Origin of the sequence: Longimicrobium sp. (assembly GCF_036554565.1) — a bacterium.
Classification (GTDB): Bacteria; Gemmatimonadota; Gemmatimonadetes; order Longimicrobiales; family Longimicrobiaceae; genus Longimicrobium.
The window spans coordinates 1-18,404 of sequence record NZ_DATBNB010000646.1 but is presented as its reverse complement, the minus strand read 5'-3'; the positions used below and the strand labels follow the sequence as shown (position 1 = coordinate 18,404).

Genomic DNA, 18,404 nt, shown 5'->3' with positions numbered 1-18,404 from the left:
GATCACCCCCGACATGGCGCTGCAGGGGATTCACCACATCAGCGGCATCACCGACAGCCTGGAGCGCGCGGGCGAGTTCTACGAGGCCGCGCTGGGGCTGAAGATGATCAAGAAGACCACCAACCGCGACGCGCCCGACATGCTGCACTACTTCTGGGGCAGCTACGACGGGAAGACGGTGGCGCCACACAGCTCGTGGACGCTGTTCGGCTGGCCGTCGCACTACAAGCGCGCGCGCGGCGGCGTGGGCCAGACGCACCACGTGGCCTTCCGGGCGCGGAACGATGACGAGCAGGGGGCCTGGCTGGACCACCTGCACTCGCTGGGCGTGCAGCCGTCGCCGGTGATGGACCGCACCTATTTCAACAGCATCTACTTCCGCGCGCCGGACGGGCTGCTGCTGGAGATCGCCACCGACGGCCCCGGCTTCGGGGTAGACGAGGAGGCGCTGGGGACGGAGCTGAAGCTGCCGGCATGGCTGGAGCCGAACCGCAATGAGATCGGCGCGGCGCTGGCGCCCCTGGGTGAGCGGATGATGGACGGGTGAGGGTGCGGAGTACGGGGCGCGGCCTCGGCTCCGCTGGGGCCCTCACCCGTCCTCGCTTATGCTCGTCCACCCTCTCCCACAAACAGCGTGGGAGAGGGGGTACACTTCAGAGTTTTACGCGTCATCGGCTGGGGAGCACGCCCTCTGCCGTGCTGGGGCGAATGAATTCGCGGCAACGACGGCCCGAAGTCCGCCTTCGCGGACTGCACGCGGAGTAGGGTGCGCGAGGCTAGCCGAAGCGAGGTTCAGGTCTCCCCCTCCCCTGCGCAGCGGGGGTCGGGGGACGGGGGCGGGGACGGGGGTCGGGGGGAGGGGGCTCCCGCAGCATGCGAGGCAGCCTGTCGAGCCTCGACCAGATCTCTCCCCTCTCCCGGCGCAGTTTGCCGGGGGAGGGGTCGGGGGAGGGGCCCGCCGCGGCATGCACCACCGCCCATCGAACTACCGGGTTTGGCCTAGTCCCCCTCGCCCAGGACCTCCTCGAAATTGGCATGCACCCCCACGGTTTCCCGCCCCTCCAGGTCTCCCAGCATGAAGCAGAAGTTGTCGCTGTGCAGCGGAAAGCGCAGGCGGTAGGCGCGGCGGTAGATGTTGTACAGCAGCCGCAGCACCTCGTCGGAGCCCAGCTCCGGGCGCGGATCGGAAACGGGCTCGCGGTACAGCACGTAGCGCGCGTGGCCGCGGCGCGACTGCCACGGGTGGAAGTACGGCATGTCGAAGGGAATCGCCTCGCCGTCGCGCACCAGCGTCTTGAGCCACGGGCTTTCCTGCCTCACCTCGCCCACGATCCACGCCAGGTCCTGCCCGGTGGTGCGCAGCGCCTCGTCGCGCATGGCCTGCACCACGTGCGCGCGCAGACGGCGGCCCAGGTGCGCGCCGCGCTGGTCCTTGCGGACGGCCAGGTAGGTGATGAACCCCGCGTTGACACCCTTCAGGTACACGCCCGCGGCGGCGGCCATTGGCTTGCCGTCGTCATCCACGTACGTCAGCAGGTGGTAGTCGCCGCCGGACGGCATCCCCAGGCGCGCTTCCTCCAGCTCCGCCAGCAGCTCGCCCACGGGCTGCACGTCGCCAATGGCCTGGGCGATCAGCTCCAGCGCCTGGCGCGCCAGCGGCTTCCGCTCGTCGTCCAGCACCACCAGGCGCCCGTCCAGGTCATCCATCGGCCTGCTCCTGGACCGGGATGCGGAAGACGCGCGCGGCGTTGCGCCACATCATTCCCTCGCGCTCGTCGTCCGTGGTCTCGAGCTTGGCGGCGAACGCCAGGTAGCTGCCCATGTCGGAGATGGGCCAATCGGTGCCGAACATCAGCTTCGATGGATTGTTGATGAAGGCCAGGGCTTCGTCGATCTTTCCCGTCACCATCCGCTCGTACCGCGGCTCGAAGGTGCCCAGGGTAAGGCCCGAGATGTCGCCCAGCACGTTCTCGTTCTTGTAGACTACTTCCATGGCATCGACGAACCAGGGATTTCCCATGTGGCAAAGGACGAAGGTGACCTCGCGGAAGTCCACGGCCACGTCGTCCACCTCCATGGGGTGCGTGTAGCGGACCTTGGCCTTGGGGTTGAAGGTGTCGCCCGTGTGCACCATCACCGGCACGTCGAAGTCGCCCGCCAGCTCGTACACGGGGTGCACGGCGCGGTCGTACAGGTGAAAGGGCTGGTAGCCGGGATACAGCTTGAGCCCCACGATGCGCCGCGTTTCGAGCAGGCGGCGCAGGTGCATCACCTGGTCGCTCCCCAGGTGCGGCACGCTCACGCCGGCCACCACGCTCACGCGCGCGTCGCCCTCCATCAGCGCCAGCAGCTCGTCGGTGCTGGGCCGGTCGGCGTTGATGGTGTACGATGAGAGCACCACCGCGTGCTGCACGCCGTTGGCGTCCATGTCGGCGTGGAGCTGCGCGTAGCGTTCGGCCAGCGAAACCGGCTGGCTTTCGACGTAGCGGTTGAGGTGCGTGTGGCAGTCGATGATCAAACGTGGTCCGGGTTGCGGGTGCGGGCTGGTTGGCTGGCAGGGAGCGTACCACCCCCGCGGCCGGAGTGGATGCGGAACGAGTGGAGCGCTATGTTGTCCCCCGCCCGCGAGGGATGGGGAATCAACGACAGACAGCAGACAGGGGTGCGCGTGCTGAACCGCCTTCTCAAGCAGAACCGCGAATGGGCGCAGTCGATGACGGACCGTGACCCGGAGTTCTTTTCGCGGCTTTCGAACACGCAGTCGCCCGAGTACCTGTGGATCGGGTGCGCCGACAGCCGCGTGCCGGCCACCCAGATCGTGAACCTGCTTCCCGGCGAGCTGTTCGTTCACCGCAACGTGGCCAACGTGGTGGTGCACACCGACCTCAACTGCCTGTCGGTGCTGCAGTTCGCGGTAGACGTGCTGCAGGTGAAGCACGTGATCGTCACCGGCCACTACGGCTGCGGCGGCGTGCGCGCCGCGCTGGAGAACATGAAGCTGGGCCTGATCAACAACTGGCTGCGTCACGTGCAGGACGTCCGCGACAAGCACTGGGAGCGGCTGGAGCCCCTGCCCGACGACACGCGCCTGGACCGCCTGTGCGAGCTGAACGTGATCGAGCAGGCCTCCAACGTGGGGCAGACGACCATCGTGCAGGATGCGTGGGCGCGCGGCCAGGAGCTGGCGGTGCACGGGTGGATCTACCGCCTGCAGGACGGCGTCATCCGCGACCTGAACACGACCGTGACCAACGCCGACGAGCTGCTGTCCGTGCGCGACGCGGCCGTGGAGCGGCTGGGCGGATAGGCTTTCCCCGGGATGCATGGAACGCGGGCGCGCCCGGCGTGGTACGCCGGAAACCGACCCGCTCCGCCGGATTCCGTTCCGGCGGTATCCATCCAGCTCCTTTCCCGGGAGAGCCACATGATCCGAAACCTGGTGAGTCTCGCAGTCCTCTCCATCGCACTGTCCGCGCAATCCGCAACCGCCCAGCACTCCTCCGACCCGCCGGCGCGCTCCGACGGCCGCGGCTTTTCGCTGGGAATGACGCTGAGCGGCAGCCGGCTGAGCTCGGCCGTCGAGCAGGGCGCAACCCCGACTAAGAGCGGCCTGGGGCTGACGCTTCGCTACGGGGTCAGCGAAAAGGTGTCGGCCTTTCTGCGGTACGACTACGGCTACCAGCACGGGCAGACGGCGCTTGGGGCGCGCTACACCTTCGGCGATGCGTCGCAGCGCCTGCGGCCGTACGTGGAGGCAGCCGCCAGCCGCGGCGTGATGGTGGATGGCGACCGCCACGGGGTGGGCGCCGGCATCGTCGCCGGCGCGGGCTTGGAGTACTCGCTGAACCGCCGCGTGGCGCTGGATGCGGGCCTGTCGCACTCGGCCGGGCGGTTCTCCCGGATGGTGGCCCCGCACCAGGACCCCGGCAGCGGCAATGGGTACTCTTCCACCGGCCTGAACATGGGCTTCAGGCTGCGGCTGTAGACACACCCCTCATCGGCGGATCACCTCAGCCCCGGACGCGCACCCGCGCGTCCGGGGTTTTTGCTCGGGCCGAACGCCGACTGAACGGTGCATGGCCAGCCAGGGACGCGTGAATACGGCCATAGATGAGAGATTCCGCGGGAGAACAGGCCACACCGGCATCGCCAGTGCCACGCTCCGCACGCTGGCGTCAAGTGTAGCTCCACAAAGGACTTCCGCAGGTGCCGAACAGCTGCTATGGTGTGAAGCACGGGTCCGGGAGCCGGACTGCGGCGGATGGATCAAAAACCGGGAGGCGGAACGTGTCACCGATCATTCTGGAAGAAATCTCGGGCACGAGACGGCGTCTGCGGTTCAGGGACGGAGCGCGCGCATTTCCCGTCGACCGGACGGACGGGCAGCTGCTGGTGGTTCATGATGCCGAGTTGGACATCCACGCCTACGGCGGGACGTGCGCAGACGTGCTCACGGATCTAATCGAGCAGATCGAGATGATGTGGCTGGAGTACGCGGAAGCAGACGAGGCGCAGCTTACCGCCGGTGCCGCGTCGCTCGGCAGACTGCTTCGCGAACGCCTGGCCGTGCAGGGTGACGATGCGTAAGCAGATCGATGTAGAGGCGGCTCTCCGGCGGAAGGGATTTCGCCAGGTAGACACGCACCACCGCTACTTCGTCTACCACACCCAAGCAGGCCTCAAGTCCAGGATACGGACGAAAACGAGCCACGGTAGGCGGGAGCTCAACACATCGCTTCTTGCGCAGATGGCAAAGCAGTGCGGGGTTTCCCGGAACGAGTTTCTGGATCTTGTCGATTGCCCTCTCGACCAGAAAACGTACGAGACAAAGGCGGCGGGCAGCCTCTGAGCGTTGCCCGCACATTCATCGTTCCCCATCCAGCTCCGCCATCAGCGCGTGGCTCAGCCACAGCGTCTCGTCCTGAAACCGGCATTCCACGCGCGCCCGGCCCGGTGATTGCCACGCTGCGGGCACTCAACCGCCACGGCCACAGGGAGATCGACGGGATGCTGCTGAACGGAAAGGTGGCGCTGGTAACCGGCGCCTCGCGGGGGATCGGCGCGGCGATCGCGCGGGAGCTGGCGGCGCACGGGGCCGCGGTGGGCGTCAACTACTTCCAGAGCCCCGATGCGGCGGGCGAGGTGGTGTCGTCCATCCAGGCGGCGGGCGGCCGGGCCGTGGCGCTGGCGGCAGACGTGCGCGATCCACACGCCGTCCGGGCGATGGCGGACCGGCTGGCGGAGGAGTTCGGCGGGGTGGACGTGCTCGTCAACAACGCGCTCTTCAACTACCGCTTCGATCCCGTCGCCAACCCGCGCTTCGAGACGATGGAGTGGGGGGGCTTCCAGGAGCAGATCGACGGCACCGTGCGCGCCGCCGTGAACACCTGCCAGGCCGTGCTTCCCCACTTCCGGGCGCGCGGCGGCGGGCGCATCGTGAACATCCTCACCAACCTCATCACCCATCCCGTGGTGCAGTACCACGCCTACACCACGGCCAAGAGCGCCCTGCTGGGCTTCAGCCGCAACCTGGCGGCGGAGCTGGGGCCGGAGAACGTCACCGTGAACATGATCGCGGGCGGGCTGATCATGACCACCGCGGCGTCGGAGCCCACCACCCCCGAGGTGCAGGAGATCGTGCGCGGCGCCACGCCCCTGCGCCGTCTGGGCGAGCCGCACGACATCGGCCGCGCGGTCGCGGCGCTGGCGTCGGACCTGATGGGCTTTGCCACGGGCCAGTACGTGGCGCTGGATGGCGGGCTGACGATGCCCTGACGCAGAGGGCTGCTCCGCACTTTTCAGGACATGAAGATTCCGCTATTGACGGCCTGAGGGTCGGGAACTTACGTATGGAGACACGCGCTTCGACCGCGCGTCCCCCTCCCCCGACCCGGCCCCGCGTGCAACCCCTCCCCACCTGCCCGCCCAGGAGGAACCCCGTCCGCCAAAGGGCCGCGGCGCTGCTGATCGTCGGCGTGGCCGCGTGTTCCGAGGCCGAGGCCGGGCCCCAGGCGTGGCCCACGCGCAAGCTGGACGATGTCGTAACCTGGGGACCGGAAATCCGGCTGCAGGAAAGCGAAACGGTGATCACCGTGGCCCCCGTGCTTCACCACGATCCGGGCGGCGGGTTCCTGGTGGCCGACCGGCGCGAAGCGCAGGGCCGGCTGTACGACCCGGCCGGGCGGCTGCGGGGCCAGTTCGGCGCACGGGGGAGAGGACCCGGCGAGTTCGACGGGCTGGTGGCGGCGCTGCGGCTTTCGTCGGGCGAAATCGCCGCCGTCGACGTTTCGGGGAAGCTGGCCGTCTACGACTCGGCGGGGGCGCGCGTGCTGCGCACCTGGCAGACGGAAGTGATGCCGCTGTACGACGCCGAGGTCATCGGCGGCTCCCTGCTCCTGCTGGTGGGCCGGGGCCGCGACAAGGCGGGTCCGCTGCTGCACCTGTTCGATCCCCGCACGGGGCGCGTGCTCCGGCGCTTCCATCCCGACCCCGGCGCGCCCGGGATGGCCCGCGGAAGCTCCATGACCGCGGGGTTCGCTGACGCCACCGTGTACGGCGACACCATCGCCCTCGTGCATTCGCTCAGCGACACCCTGTCGCTCCTTTCTCCCTCGGGTGCGCCGCTGGGCCGCATCGCCATCCCCTTTCAGCATTTCCGCTCCCCACGCGCCAGCATGCCGCGGCGGCCCACGCGCGAGCAGACGCACGCCTGGCTCAGCTCCTTTTCGCTGGTCTCGCACGCATTCCGGACCGGTGACGGCGGGTGGCTGATCCAGTACCAGGACCGGGACGGCCCGGCCATCCACTGGCGGCTGCTGCGCATGTCGGCCGAGGGCCGGCGGCTCTTCGAACTGCGGGACACGCCGCAGCTGCTGGCCACCGATCCGCGGAGCGGCGCGCTCTATTTCGTCCATCCTGCCTCGGAGGTGCCCAGCGTATGGGCCGTCGCGCAACTAAGGGCGCGCTGATCGCCACCGGCCTGGCCCTCGCCGCGCTGGTGACGGTGGCGGCCGCGGGCCGGGCGCGCCCCGCTCCGGGACCCGGCGACGTGTTTCCGATCGCGGCCGGGAAACCCGGGCAGCCGGTGCTCGCCTGGGTGTTCCGGACCGAGGACTACCTGACCTGCGCCGCCCCGGCGGCCGAGCTGCGGCGGGTGCAGGCGTCGCATCCGGAGGTCGCCGTGGTCGCGGTGGCCGTGGGAACGACGCACCAGGGGTGGGTTCCGGCGTTCTTCCGCCGCGAGAGGGTGAAGGCCGAGTTGGCCTTCCTGGACAGGGGCGCCTACCGCGACCGTTTCGGGGCGGCGCGAACCCCGGCGATGTACCTGCTGAAGGACGGCAGAATCGAAAGGATCTTTTTTGCGGGCGACTCGGAGTCGCGCGTGGCGGGGCGCCTGGCGGCCGTCCGTCCGGCGCTGCGGCAAGCATTGGCGGGGCAGGGCGGGACGGGGGAAGCTCAGTGACCGTGAGGTTTTCTTTACTACTCGTGACCAGGATCACCAAATGATCTCCAAGCTGAAGCGGGCTCGCTGGATCGTGTTGGCGGCGGCAGGACTGATGGGCGGCATCGGGTGGGCGGCGGACCGCGCGCACGCCGTGGAGGGCGAGGGCTCGGAACTGCAATACTGGGTGGACGGAAGCGGCGGGTACTGCGGCGGAAAGTGCAACCCCTCCAACGGGCCCTGCTGCTGAGCCGCTGACGGGGGTACGGCAGGCCGCGCATCTGCTTCCCCCCCCCGCCGTCGCGGCGGCCTGCCGTACGCCAGCTGACGCAAAGCGGGGCGGAGCACACGTCGTGCTCCGCCCCGCCGCCCGTCTGATCACCCTTTTGCACGAACAGGAGACGCGCCGTTGGAGCACCTGTCTTTTTTCGCGATGGTCCTGGCCGCGGGGGCCGCGTTCGCGCAGCTGGAGATTCAGATCGAGGGAACGGCGGGGTGGGCCGCCGCCCTCCCCACCTGGCGGGTGGAGAACCGCTGGACGCGGCTGTTCTTCAGCTCGCGGCCGCTGACGGGGTACCACTTCTACGTGCACGTCTTCGTCACGCTGGTGGTGCACCTGCCGTTCGCGCTGGGCTTCGCCGCGCCCACGTGGAAGGGCGAGGCGCGCATCGTGGCGTGGCTGATCCTGTTCTGGGTGGCGGAAGACTTTCTGTGGTTCGTGATGAACCCGGCCTTCGGCCTGCGGAAGTTCCGGCGGGAGCACATCTGGTGGCACGCGCCCACCTGGGTGTGGATCATGCCGCGCGACTACTGGGTGTTCACCCCCATCGCGGCCGCCCTGTACCTGTGGAGTCACCGCTAGAGGGGCGGTAGCCTTCTTGGGTGGAGGCATGTGAATGAACGCACACACGCCCGCTCGGCAGATGGCCGAGCGGGCGTGCTCGTCTCCTGTGCCGGGCTGCGTCAGGCGATGCGGCGGGCCTCGATGCGGCGGACGGCTTCGTCCGCCAGCTCACGGAGCACGGCCACGTCTGCCTCGCTGAAGGAGCGCTGCTCCAGCCCCACCACGCACAGGTTGCCCAGCACGAACCCGCGCGACGAGATCAGCGGAACGCCCGCGTAGCACCGCACGCCGTCCTGGGTGACCAGCGGGTTGTGCTGATGGTCGGGGTGCGTCTCCGCGTTCTCCACCACGAAGGCGTCGCGGGTGCGCACCGAGGTGGCGCAGAACGACCACTCCACCGGGTGCCCGCGCGTTTCCGCCAGCCACAGCCCCTCCGGCCCGTGCATTCCCGCCACGTGCAGCGCCTCGTCCAGCACCACGCTGATCAGCGACACGGGCAGCCCCAGGCGCGACGCGGCCTCGTCGGCGACGTCCTGCAGGATGGGGTCTACGTCCGGCGAGAGCAGGTCCAGGTCGTGGATCTCCTGGAGGCGCTGCTCGTCGAAGAGCGGATCGGGGATCATCGCTGTCCTCCGGCCATGAGCGTGGCCTGGCTGGCGAGCCGCGCGTAGGTGCGCATGCGGATCTCGATGGAACGGGCCACCGTGGCGGTCGCGCCGCCCTGTGTGGAGAGGGCTTTCACCACCTGCTCCAGCTGCGGCGCGCCGAACACCATCCCGGGAACCAGTCCCGCGGCCCGGCAGGCGGCGACCCACCGCTCCGCGGCGCGCTCGGCGCCGAAGACGCGGTGAAGGGCCCCCACCGCGTCGGCCTCGGTGGGCTGGTGAAGCTGGTACCCCGGCAGGGGCGGCGGTCGGTCGGGCACGAGCATCGTTGGGGAACCCGGGAAACTGGTCATGGGCGGCATCCACACTCCGTGTACGATCCCACGCATCCGCGCGGATTCATCTACCGCGATTCGCGCACCGCGCGGAACTCCGAGCCCGGCATCCACGTGGGCCACTCGCGCCCGTTCGCCACGTCCAGCCCCACCCAGAAGGTAAGCTGCGTGTCGTCGACGATTCCCGCCATGTCCCAGTCGGCTTTCACCTCGTCGCTGGGCTTGTGGTAGTCGTCGCGGATGTAGGCGCCGCGCACTCGCTCGCCGTAGCCCGGATCCGGGTGCACGTAGTCGGTCCCCGGAAAGAGGAACGAGAGCGCGGGAACGCCGCCGCGCGCCAGCTCCAGGTGGTCGGCGCGATAGAAGTAGCCCTTCTCCGGCTCGGGATCGGGCACCACGGTGCGGCCCTGCCGCGCGGCGTAGCGGGCCAGCAGGTCTTCCAGCGAGGTCTGCCCGTATCCCAGGCTCACGAGCGACCGCGTGCGCCCCCACGGGTTCATCGCGTCCATGTTGATGTTGGCCAGCGTGCTGTCCAGCGGAATCACGGGATGCGATGCGTAGTAGCGCGCGCCCAGCAGCCCCGCCTCCTCCGCGGTGAAGGCCACGAACACGAGCGACCGGCGCGGCGCGGGATTCATCGACTTGTAGGCCTTCGCCAGCGACAGCATCCACGCCACGCCCGTGGCATCGTCCAGCGCGCCGTTGTAGATGGAGTCGCCGGCGATCGCCCGGCCAATGCCGAAGCTGTCCCAGTGCGAGGTGAACAGCACGCCCTGCCCGCGCACCTGTGGATCGGAGCCGGGGATGCGCGCCACCACGTTATGCGAGGCCACGCGGCGGACGGCGTTGCGGACGTGGAAGCTCGCCCGCGCGCCCAGGGACACGGGGCGGAACTCGCGCGTGCGCGCCGCCCGCTCCAGCGCGGCGAAGTCGTGGCCCCCCGCCCCGAACAGGCTGCGCGCGACCTCCAGCTGGATCCATCCTTCCACCGGCACGTGCGGACGGGCCCCTTCCACCTCGAAGCGCTCGCGCACGTTGCCCTGCACCACGCTCCATGGGTAGCCGGCGGGCCCGGTCTGGTGCACCAGCAGGACGGCGGCGGCCCCGCGCTCGGCGGCGATGTCGTACTTGTAGGTCCAGCGCCCGTAGTACGTCATCGCTGCGCCGCGGAACACCTGCGGATCCAGGCGAGTGCTGTCGCGCGGGTCGGGAACGGGCGGATCGCCGACCAGCATCACCACCGTCTTGCCGCGCACGTCCACGCCCTTGAAGTCGTCCCAGCCCAGCTCGGGCGCCACCACGCCATAGCCCACGAACACGATGTCGGAGTCGTCCACTCTCACCAGCGTGTCGGGGCGGAGCGACCACGTGACCATCTCCTCCAATTGCCGCCACGGGAGGGTGCGTCCGCCCGCCTGCACCCGCGCCTCCACGCGCGACGTGGTGGCCACCAGGGGAACGCGCTGGAGGTAGCTTCCGCCGGGCATCCCCGGCTCCAGCCCCATCTCGCGGAAGCGCCGGGCGATGTAGCTGATGGCGGAGTCCTCGCCCGCGGTCGCCACCGCGCGCCCCAGGAACCGGTCCGACGCAAGCTCGCTGATGTCGCGCAGCAGCACCTCGCCGCTGATCGCCGCCGCTGCTGCCTCGGCCGTGGTGGACGAGGCGTACGCCGCCACACGCTGCATCGCCGGCGCCGCCGCGCATCCCACGCTGGCCAGGAGGATCAGTGCGCCGAATCCGTACGTCCGTGCCTTCATCCACGTCCTCGCGAGAGAGTGTAAGTCTTTGCCGCGCCACACATTGTCATCCTGAGGCCCAGGCGCACCCTGCCTGCCCGCAGCACATCCTTCGCGGGCCGAAGGATCTAGCCGGGGACACGTACCAGTCCGGGCGCGGCAGCGGTCACCAATGCGGTGGCCTCGGCCCTGCTGGGTTCACCCGCTCTGGCGTGCGAGGCCTCGGCCCTGCTGGGGCGACTGAAGTCGCGGCTCCAACTGCACGAAGTCCGCCTTCGCGGACTGCTCGCGTAGTTGGGTGCGCTTCGGCTGGTGTGGTACGCGGGCCGGGGCCCCCCATCCCCAGCCCTTCCCCCGCAAACTGCGCGGGGGAAGGGAGCCAGTCGCGTGCGTCGGGCCAGCCGGAGCGCAAGCGAATTCTCCTCTCCCCCATGGGGTTTATGGGGGAGAGGCCGGGAGAGGGGGCGGCCGCGGCTTTCGCCAGAGCCAGCCCAAACGCGATCGCAGTCTCTCCTCCGCGCACGCCTATCGCGGACGCGCCGCTTCCGCCCGGGCCAGCAGCTCGGCGATGCGTCCGCCGAGCTGCTCCACGTGGCGCAGAACGGGGTCGCTCAGGTATCGGCGCCGGCGTCCGACGGCGCACAGGGTTCCCGCCATCGTTCCGGCGGGGCCCAGCACGGGGACGGAAACGAAGGTGCGCAGGTCCGTGCCGTCCAGCAGCGTCCCCGCGAGGTCGTTCTGCACGTCGGCCGTCCACAGGATTCCCGCCTGCTGGCAGCGGTAGCACGGGGTGTCGCTGAACGGCAGGCTCACCCCCACGCGCACGCCCAGCTCCTGGGGATCGTAGACGATTCGGTGCTCCAGCGTTTCGCGCTCCGGGTCCCACACGGTCAGGTAGCTCACGTCCAGCCCGGTGCGCGTAACCACCTCCCGCAGGACGGCCTGCACGGATTCCTCCAGCGGCGGCTCGTCGTCGTGGGCTGCCGTGGCCAACGCCCGCCGCAGCGAGGCGGGTCGCGCCGAAATCTCGGGAAGGGGGAGCGGGCCGGGACGCGCCAGGTAGTATCCCTGCCCGCACGACACGCCCAGCTGCGCCAGCACGTCCAGCTCGCCCGGCGTTTCCACGCCCTCGGCTACGAGCGTGGCGCCCATCTGCGCAGCGAACGACACCAGCGCACCCACCAGCGCCCGGCGCGCCGGGTCCACGTCCAGCTGCGTCACCATCTCGCGGTCGAACTTGATGACGTCGGGGCGCAGCGCGAGGATGTGGCGGAAGCTGGCGTACCCCGCGCCGGCGTCGTCCACGGCGATGCGCGCACCCATCCGCCGCAGCACGTCCGCGCCGGCCAGCAGCGTGTCGTAGTCGGCGACGGAGCTGTGCTCCGTCACCTCCACCAGCACGCGGCTCGCGTCTACCTGCGAGAGCGCCTGCAGCAGCTCGCCGCTGGAGAGCGTGGCGGGCGAGACGTTCACGGACAGGTACAGCGGCTCCGGCAGCTCCGGCAGCAGGGCCAGCGCGGCGCGCACGGACGCCATCTCCAGCAGCAGCCCCAGCCCCAGCTCCGCCGCCTCGGCGAACCACACGTCCGGCCGCGTGGGTGCCACGTCGAACCGCGTCAGCGCCTCCACCCCCACGGCGCACATGGTCGCCAGCTCCACGATGGGCTGAACGACCACGCGCAGCCCCTCGCCCCCGATGGCGCGGGGAATCCGGAAGTGCGGCGATTCGGGGGCGCCGCGGCGCTGTGCCTCGTCGGCCATCTCGGCGCCCAGCGACCCGGCCAGCGCCTCCAGCAGGCGCACGTGGTGGTCCTGCAGCTCGGTGTGCGGCCCCCGGCTGATGCAGCAGAGCATGCCGTACAGCGTGCCGTCGGGCAGGCGCACGGGGCTGCCGATGTACGAGCCGATCCCCACCTGCTCGGTGACCGCCAGCCCGGCCGTCACCGGGTTGGCGCGGGTGTCGGGGATGGCGGCGGGGAGGCGATGGTCGAGCACCCGGGTGCAGAACGAGCCCTCCCACGAAAGCGCGTCGCCCGCGGCCACGTTGAAGGGCGCGGCGTTTCCATCCACCGCCTGCAGCACCTGCTGGGGCCCGTTGTGCTCCGAGAGCCACGCCAGGTCCATCCCCAGGGCGTTGCGCGCGACGGACAGGTACCGCGAGGCAGTAACGTTCATGGGGCGGCCGGTTCGAGGCGAGAGGAACGGACGTTCCTCATAATGCACGGCTCGGGCCGCTCCGCCGGCGACAGATGGAACGGGGCGGGGCGCGCAGGATCCTCCCCGCGCGCCCCGCCGCCCTTCCAAGACTCTCGCTACCGCACGCCTCCGGGATCTCCCCTCCCCGCACGGCAGTACCCTGCGGCGAGGGCCCGGGGAAGGGGCGCCGTCACCAGCGCCGTGCTTCTCCCTCCTCCTCCTCTTCTTCCGCCGTGCCGCGGCCGTTCCCCGGCCCGTCTTCCTCCACGCGCAGCGGCGTGCGGGTCACCGGCGGAAGCCGCTTGGCGCGCAGCAGGCGGTTGAACGCCTCCAGGTCCTGCGTCCACACCTGGTTCAGCGCCGAGAGCTCGCGGTCCAGCTGCGCGGAGAGCGCCGTGAACACCTCGTACGACTGCGCCGTGGGCGCGGCGTCGGCCTCTTCCACGTGGCTCATCAGCGCCGCCAGCTTGTTGTTCAGGCGGATCGGGTAGTTCAGCGGGTCCTGGTTGCTCTGGTTGCGCACCTGGTACAGCCGTTCCTCGATCTCGGCCGTGCGCGCCAGCAGCGCCTCGCCCGCCGTCCTGATCCCCGCGTCCTGCGTGCGGCCCAGGCGGTCCTGCACCTGCTGGCGCACCCCGCGGATCAGCAGCACGGCGTCGTTCGCCTCGCTCACCCGGTTGCGGATCTGCATGGCGAAGTCGAAGCGGCGCTGCAGGTCCGCCATCGACACGCCGGGAAGGCGCGGGTCCGTCCGCACGGCAAAGTCCTGGCGCAGCTCGCGGCCATCCGCCGTCAGCCGCACGGTGTAGGTGCCGGGCACCACCCGCGGCCCCGTCGCCGTGTCGGCCGCCCACAGGATCATCCCCGGGAACGAGGTGGGACCGGGATGGCGAAGGTTCCACGTGAAGCGGTTCATCCCCACCTGGTTGGGCGCGAACCGCTGGGCGCGCGGCTGCTCGTCGTCCTCGCCCGCGCCCCCCGCCGCGCCCGCCTTGCGCGCCGAGTCCGGCCGCGTGTCGTGGCTGTACGAGCGGATCACCCGCCCCTGCGCATCCAGAAAATCCAGCGTCACCCGCCGCGCCGGCTGGGCCAGCGAGTAGTAGACGGTCACGCCGCGGTCCACGCCCAGGATGGCCTCCGCCGGGCGGAAGAGGCGCGTTCCCGTCTGCCCCGCCGCCGCCGTGCGCCGGGCCGGGGCGGTGGACGCCTGCGCCGGCACGTCGTTCATCTGCCGCAGCAGGTGAGCGCCGCCGTCCAGCGCGTAGAACGAGCGGCCGTGAGTGCTGATCACGATGTCGGGGCCGCGCACGGCGATGTCCGACACCTGCACCGTGGGCAGGTTCAGCCGCAGCGACTCCCACTCGCGCCCGTCGTTCCACGACACCCAGATCCCCCGCTCCGTCGCGGCGTACAGCAGCCCGGCGCGCGACGGATCTTCGCGCACGGAGCGCAGGAAGTCGCCCTCGGGAAGGTTGCTGGCGATGGAGGTCCACGTCCGCCCGTAGTCGTCGGTGCGGAACAGGTAGGGCCGGAAGTCGCCGAGCAGAAAGCGGTTGCCGGCCAGGTACGCCGTTCCCGCCCGGTGCGGCGACGGCTCCATCGTGTGGATCTTGGTCTGCTCCGGCAGCGCCGCCGGCGTCACGTCGCTCCAGGTGGCGCCGCCGTCGCGGGTGACGTACGCCTTGCCATCGTCCGAGCCCGTCCAGATCACCCCCCGCTCCCGCGGGCTGGGCCCGATGGTGAACACGGTGCCGTACGTTTCCACCCCCGTCTGGTCGCGGGTGATGGGCCCGCCCGAGGGTCCCAGCGTGGCGGGATCGGCACGGGTGAGGTCCGGCGAAATGCGCTGCCAGCTCTGGCCCTCGTTGGTCGTGCGCCACACGTGCTGGGTGCCGGTGTACAGCGTGTTGGGATCGTGCGGGTCGAAGACGATGGGGAACGTCCACTGCACCCGCTCGCGCAGGTCCGACGCCGACTGGCCCATGGGGTTCTCGGGCCACACGTTCACGGGGCGGTTGGCCCCGGTGGACTGGTCGAAGCGGTCCAGCGAGCCGCCGTAGCACCCGGCGTAGTAGACGCTGGTGTTCGTGGGGTGCGGGGCCACGTAGCCGGATTCGCACCCGCCCACCGCGAAGAAGTTGCGCCCGCCGGCGTTCAGGTGGTTCCACCCGCGGATGGGAACGCACACGGTGCTGTTGTCCTGCTGGCCGCCGCACGCCATCGCGGGCTCGTGTGCCGTCAGGGCGACGCGATAGATCTGCGCGGTGGGATAGTCCTGCTCCGTCCACGTCTTGCCGCCGTTGACGCTGACGTTGCCGCCGCCGTCGTTGCCCTGCACCATCCGCTGGTTGTCGTCGGCGGCGATCCACAGGTCGTGGTTGTCGCCGTGCGGCGTGCGGATGGAGGTGGGAAAGGTCTTGCCGCCGTCGTCCGAGCGGAAGAAGCCCACGTTCATCACGTACACGCGGTCCTTGTCCTTGGGATCGGCCAGCAGGCGGGTGTAGTAGAACGCCCGCTGCCGCAGCTTGCGCTCGGTGTTCACCCGCTCCCAGGTGGCGCCCCGGTCGTCGGAGCGGAACACGCCGCCCGAGTCGTGCTCCACGATGGCGTACACGCGGGTGGGGTCCGCCGGGGATACGGAGACGCCGATCTTGCCCACCAGCCCCTCGCGCGGCATCCCGGGCATGCGCGTGAGCTCGGTCCAGTTGGCGCCCCCGTCGTCGCTGCGGAAGAGGCCGCTGCCGGGGCCGCCGCTGGACATTCCCCACTGGTTTCGCCACGCTTCCCAGAGCGCGGCGTACACGACGTTGGGGTTCTGCACGTCGATGGAGATGTCGACGCCGCCCGTGCGCTCGTCGCGGTGCAGCACGCGCGTCCAGGTCTGCCCGCCGTCGGTGGTTCGGTAGATGCCGCGCTCGGCGTTGGGCCCGCTGTAGTGGCCGAAGGCCGCCGCGTAGGCGATGTCGCAGTTGGTGGGATGGATGCGGATGCGGCCGATGTTGCGCGACTCGCGCAGCCCCACGTGCGTCCACGTCTTGCCGGCGTCGGTGCTCTTGTACACCCCGTCGCCCGCCTGGATGTTGCCTCGCAGCTGCGTCTCGCCCGTGCCCAGGTACAGCACGTCGGGGTTCTGCTGGCACACTTCTACCGCGCCGATGCTGCTGCTGCCCAGCTTTCCGTCGGTGACGGGGCTCCAGGTGGTTCCGGCGTCGGTGGTCTTCCACAGGCCGCCGCCCGTGGCGCCGAAGTAGTATTCCAGCGGCCGGGCGGTGCTGCCCGCCACGGCGATGGAGCGGCCGCCGCGGTTGGGGCCCAGGTTGCGCCACGCCACCCCGCGGTAGCGCACGGTGTCGGTGGGCGGCGGCGTGTTGCGCTCCACCTGCGCCGCGAGCGCGGGGGCGGCAAGCAGGGCGAGCGCGACGACTGCACTGCGAAGTCGGTGCATGGATCCAGGGGGTTCGGTGCCGGACTGCGGCGAAGGCCCCCCGGCGCGGCGCCGGGGGATGCAGGCGCCGCCGCAGCTTTCTTGCCATCGTGCACGGAACGTATTCCGTATACTCGTTCAGTGGGACAACGCGGATGCAAACGACGAAGACGGTGAGGACGGGGCCCGCCGAGCCCCGGCCGAAAGGCGGCAGGCGGGGGTGGGCGCGGTGGATGTTCTACTCGCACCTGTGGCTGGGGGTCGCCACCACGGGGATCGTGCTGATCATCTGCGTCACCGGCGTGCTCCTGAACCACAAGCGCCCGCTGGGGCTGATGCCCGACGTGCAGAACCCGCGGGCGGGCGAGCTGGGCGCCTCGCTGCCCATCGCCGAGCTGGCGCGCCGCGCCGAGGGCGCCGTTCCCGCACCCGTGGCGGCGGCGGGGATCGACCGCATGGACGTGCGGCCGGGCAACGGCTTCGTAAAGGTGCGCTTCGACGACCGCGCCGTGCACGAGGTGACGGTGGATCTCGCCAGCGGACGCGTGCTGCACGCGGGCGAGCGCAACGACGTGTTCCTGGAAAAGCTTCACTCGGGCGAGATCTTCGGCGACCAGGGGGTCCTGCTGAGCGACCTGGCCGCCGTGGCGCTGGCTATCCTGGTGATCAGCGGCTACTGGCTCTGGCTCTATCCCCGGAGCCGCGGATGATCGGGGGACTGCTGGCGGGCCTGTTCCTGGTTCCCGTCGCGCTGCTGTGGCTGGGCCACCGCCTGCGCCGCCGCGCGCCGGGAGCCCGGGCCGTCTTCTGGGGCGCGACCGCCGGCCATTCGATCGGCATTCTCGTCACCCTCGCCGCCGCCCACTATCCCCCGGTGCTGTGGACGGAGGGGTGGCGCGCCGTCGCCGTTCACTGGTCGATGGTCGCGGGAGCCCTCCTCGGCGCGGCCGCGGGCGCGGTGGCCGGCCGGGGGCGGTAAGAGGCTTCCAGAGTAGCTGGTTCGCGATTTGCCTTCCCGCCGCGGCCCGGAACCCCGCGAATGGAGAGGCGATCGGATGGTGGATCAGGCAGAGCAGGACGACGCGGCCGCGCGTCTGGACCGGCAACGCGGGCTGGCGCGCGTGGTCGACCGCAACGTGCGCGCGCTGGTGGCCCGCCGCGCCGCCGAAGACCGCCGCAAGAGGACCTCGGAACGCGTGGCCGACCGCATCACGGGCTTCACCGGCAGCATGCGGTTCGTGTACATCCACCTGCTGCTGTTCGGCACGTGGATCGTGGTGAACGTGGGATTGGTGCCGGGGCTGCCGCGGTTCGACCCGTCGTTCGTCATCCTGGCGATGGCGGCCTCGGTAGAAGCCATCTTCCTTTCCACCTTCGTGCTGATCAGCCAGAACCGCATGGCCGAGCTGGCCGACAAGCGTGCCGACCTGGACCTGCAGGTGAGCCTGCTGGCCGAGCACGAGATCTCGCGGATGCTGGCGCTGGTCCACCGGATGGCGGAAAAGCTCGGGATCGAAGAGGCGGCGGACCCCGAGCTGCACGAGCTTGCCCAGGACGTGCACCCCGAGGCGGTGCTGGACAAGATCGAGGAAAACGCCAACAACTTCGGCCGCGACGGCCAGCCCCGCCGCGACGGTGCGGCGTAGTCCGGACGTTGCCGATCCCGTCGCTCCTTGCGATTTTGCCCGGAGCTGGTCGTGCGGCGAAGAATCCGGGACCGCTCCGAACATCCACTGATCGAGGCATCATCATGCAGATCCGCAATCCGACCGCCGCGCTGGCGCTGATGGCCGCCGCGGCCTGCGCCCCCGCGGCGGTGCAGA

20 protein-coding genes are annotated in these 18,404 nt (G+C 70.4%); 13 read left to right on the top strand and 7 right to left on the bottom strand.

The annotated features are described in order from the left end of the window. The coding region (locus VIB55_RS17960; RefSeq protein WP_331878043.1) for a VOC family protein at nt 1–547 on the top strand (547 nt) is incomplete at its 5' end. A 452-nt stretch (nt 548–999) separates the two neighbouring features. Here the strand turns inward: VIB55_RS17960 and VIB55_RS17955 are convergent. Both VIB55_RS17955 and VIB55_RS17950 read right to left on the bottom strand, forming a co-directional pair. After that, entirely contained in the window at nt 1,000–1,707 is a 708-nt protein-coding gene (locus tag VIB55_RS17955) for a GNAT family N-acetyltransferase (RefSeq protein ID WP_331878042.1), read from the bottom strand. Beyond that, nucleotides 1,700–2,518, bottom strand: a complete 819-nt coding sequence (locus VIB55_RS17950) for an amidohydrolase family protein (RefSeq protein ID WP_331878041.1) — start codon at nt 2,516–2,518, stop codon at nt 1,700–1,702. Before VIB55_RS17950 ends, VIB55_RS17955 begins: the two co-directional genes overlap by 8 nt. 144 nt (nt 2,519–2,662) lie before the next feature. Between VIB55_RS17950 and can the strand changes: the two genes are divergently transcribed. The 9 genes from can (at nt 2,663) to VIB55_RS17905 (ending at nt 8,303) form a co-directional block, all read left to right on the top strand. Further along, complete coding sequence (gene can, locus VIB55_RS17945; protein ID WP_331878040.1) at nt 2,663–3,307, top strand: carbonate dehydratase; 645 nt, start codon at nt 2,663–2,665, stop codon at nt 3,305–3,307. 117 nt (nt 3,308–3,424) lie between these two features. Next, nucleotides 3,425–3,985: an outer membrane beta-barrel protein gene (locus VIB55_RS17940; RefSeq protein WP_331878039.1), complete on the top strand. Its 561-nt coding sequence runs from the start codon at nt 3,425–3,427 to the stop codon at nt 3,983–3,985. Between the two features lie 302 nt (nt 3,986–4,287). Continuing rightward, the gene (locus VIB55_RS17935; protein WP_331878038.1) at nt 4,288–4,587 is read left to right on the top strand and encodes a hypothetical protein; all 300 of its coding nucleotides are present in this window, start codon (nt 4,288–4,290) and stop codon (nt 4,585–4,587) included. Continuing rightward, nucleotides 4,580–4,849, top strand: a complete 270-nt coding sequence (locus VIB55_RS17930) for a type II toxin-antitoxin system HicA family toxin (RefSeq protein WP_331878037.1) — start codon at nt 4,580–4,582, stop codon at nt 4,847–4,849. The genes VIB55_RS17935 and VIB55_RS17930 overlap by 8 nt, the downstream gene beginning before the upstream one ends. Nucleotides 4,850–4,953: 104 nt before the next feature. Beyond that, nucleotides 4,954–5,775, top strand: a complete 822-nt coding sequence (locus tag VIB55_RS17925; protein ID WP_331878036.1) for an SDR family oxidoreductase — start codon at nt 4,954–4,956, stop codon at nt 5,773–5,775. Between the two features lie 125 nt (nt 5,776–5,900). After that, nucleotides 5,901–6,968: a hypothetical protein gene (locus tag VIB55_RS17920; protein WP_331878035.1), complete on the top strand. Its 1,068-nt coding sequence runs from the start codon at nt 5,901–5,903 to the stop codon at nt 6,966–6,968. Next, entirely contained in the window at nt 6,938–7,462 is a 525-nt protein-coding gene (locus VIB55_RS17915; protein WP_331878034.1) for a hypothetical protein, read from the top strand. The genes VIB55_RS17920 and VIB55_RS17915 overlap by 31 nt, the downstream gene beginning before the upstream one ends. Nucleotides 7,463–7,502: 40 nt before the next feature. Then, nucleotides 7,503–7,691, top strand: coding sequence for a hypothetical protein (locus VIB55_RS17910; RefSeq protein ID WP_331878033.1), 189 nt, complete (start codon nt 7,503–7,505; stop codon nt 7,689–7,691). 159 nt (nt 7,692–7,850) lie between these two features. Further along, nucleotides 7,851–8,303 carry a hypothetical protein gene (locus tag VIB55_RS17905; protein ID WP_331075032.1) on the top strand — a complete coding sequence of 151 codons (453 nt, stop codon included), beginning with the start codon at nt 7,851–7,853 and terminating at the stop codon, nt 8,301–8,303. A 101-nt stretch (nt 8,304–8,404) separates the two neighbouring features. Here the strand turns inward: VIB55_RS17905 and VIB55_RS17900 are convergent, their stop codons facing one another. The 5 genes from VIB55_RS17900 to VIB55_RS17880 form a co-directional block, all read right to left on the bottom strand. Further along, nucleotides 8,405–8,908 (bottom strand): GAF domain-containing protein, encoded by a 504-nt coding sequence (locus VIB55_RS17900; protein ID WP_331878032.1) that lies wholly within the window; start codon nt 8,906–8,908, stop codon nt 8,405–8,407. After that, nucleotides 8,905–9,210 (bottom strand): hypothetical protein, encoded by a 306-nt coding sequence (locus VIB55_RS17895; protein ID WP_331878031.1) that lies wholly within the window; start codon nt 9,208–9,210, stop codon nt 8,905–8,907. Before VIB55_RS17895 ends, VIB55_RS17900 begins: the two co-directional genes overlap by 4 nt. An 83-nt stretch (nt 9,211–9,293) precedes the next feature. Continuing rightward, on the bottom strand, nt 9,294–10,982 hold the full coding sequence (locus tag VIB55_RS17890; protein ID WP_331878030.1) for a M28 family peptidase: 1,689 nt from the start codon (nt 10,980–10,982) through the stop codon (nt 9,294–9,296). 504 nt (nt 10,983–11,486) lie between these two features. Then, nucleotides 11,487–13,136 carry a sensor domain-containing phosphodiesterase gene (locus VIB55_RS17885; protein ID WP_331878029.1) on the bottom strand — a complete coding sequence of 550 codons (1,650 nt, stop codon included), beginning with the start codon at nt 13,134–13,136 and terminating at the stop codon, nt 11,487–11,489. A gap of 211 nt (nt 13,137–13,347) precedes the next feature. Next, a complete protein-coding gene (locus VIB55_RS17880) occupies nt 13,348–16,602 on the bottom strand; it encodes a WD40/YVTN/BNR-like repeat-containing protein (RefSeq protein ID WP_331878028.1) in 3,255 nt (1,084 codons plus the stop codon). 134 nt (nt 16,603–16,736) lie between these two features. On the opposite strand from VIB55_RS17880, the gene VIB55_RS17875 reads away from it, so the two are divergent. From VIB55_RS17875 to VIB55_RS17865, 3 genes are all read left to right on the top strand, one after another. After that, entirely contained in the window at nt 16,737–17,291 is a 555-nt protein-coding gene (locus VIB55_RS17875; RefSeq protein ID WP_331878027.1) for a PepSY-associated TM helix domain-containing protein, read from the top strand. Continuing rightward, on the top strand, nt 17,288–17,560 hold the full coding sequence (locus VIB55_RS17870; RefSeq protein ID WP_331878026.1) for a hypothetical protein: 273 nt from the start codon (nt 17,288–17,290) through the stop codon (nt 17,558–17,560). The genes VIB55_RS17875 and VIB55_RS17870 overlap by 4 nt, the downstream gene beginning before the upstream one ends. Nucleotides 17,561–17,636: 76 nt before the next feature. Further along, nucleotides 17,637–18,227, top strand: a complete 591-nt coding sequence (locus VIB55_RS17865; protein WP_331878025.1) for a DUF1003 domain-containing protein — start codon at nt 17,637–17,639, stop codon at nt 18,225–18,227. Nucleotides 18,228–18,404 lie beyond the last annotated feature (177 nt).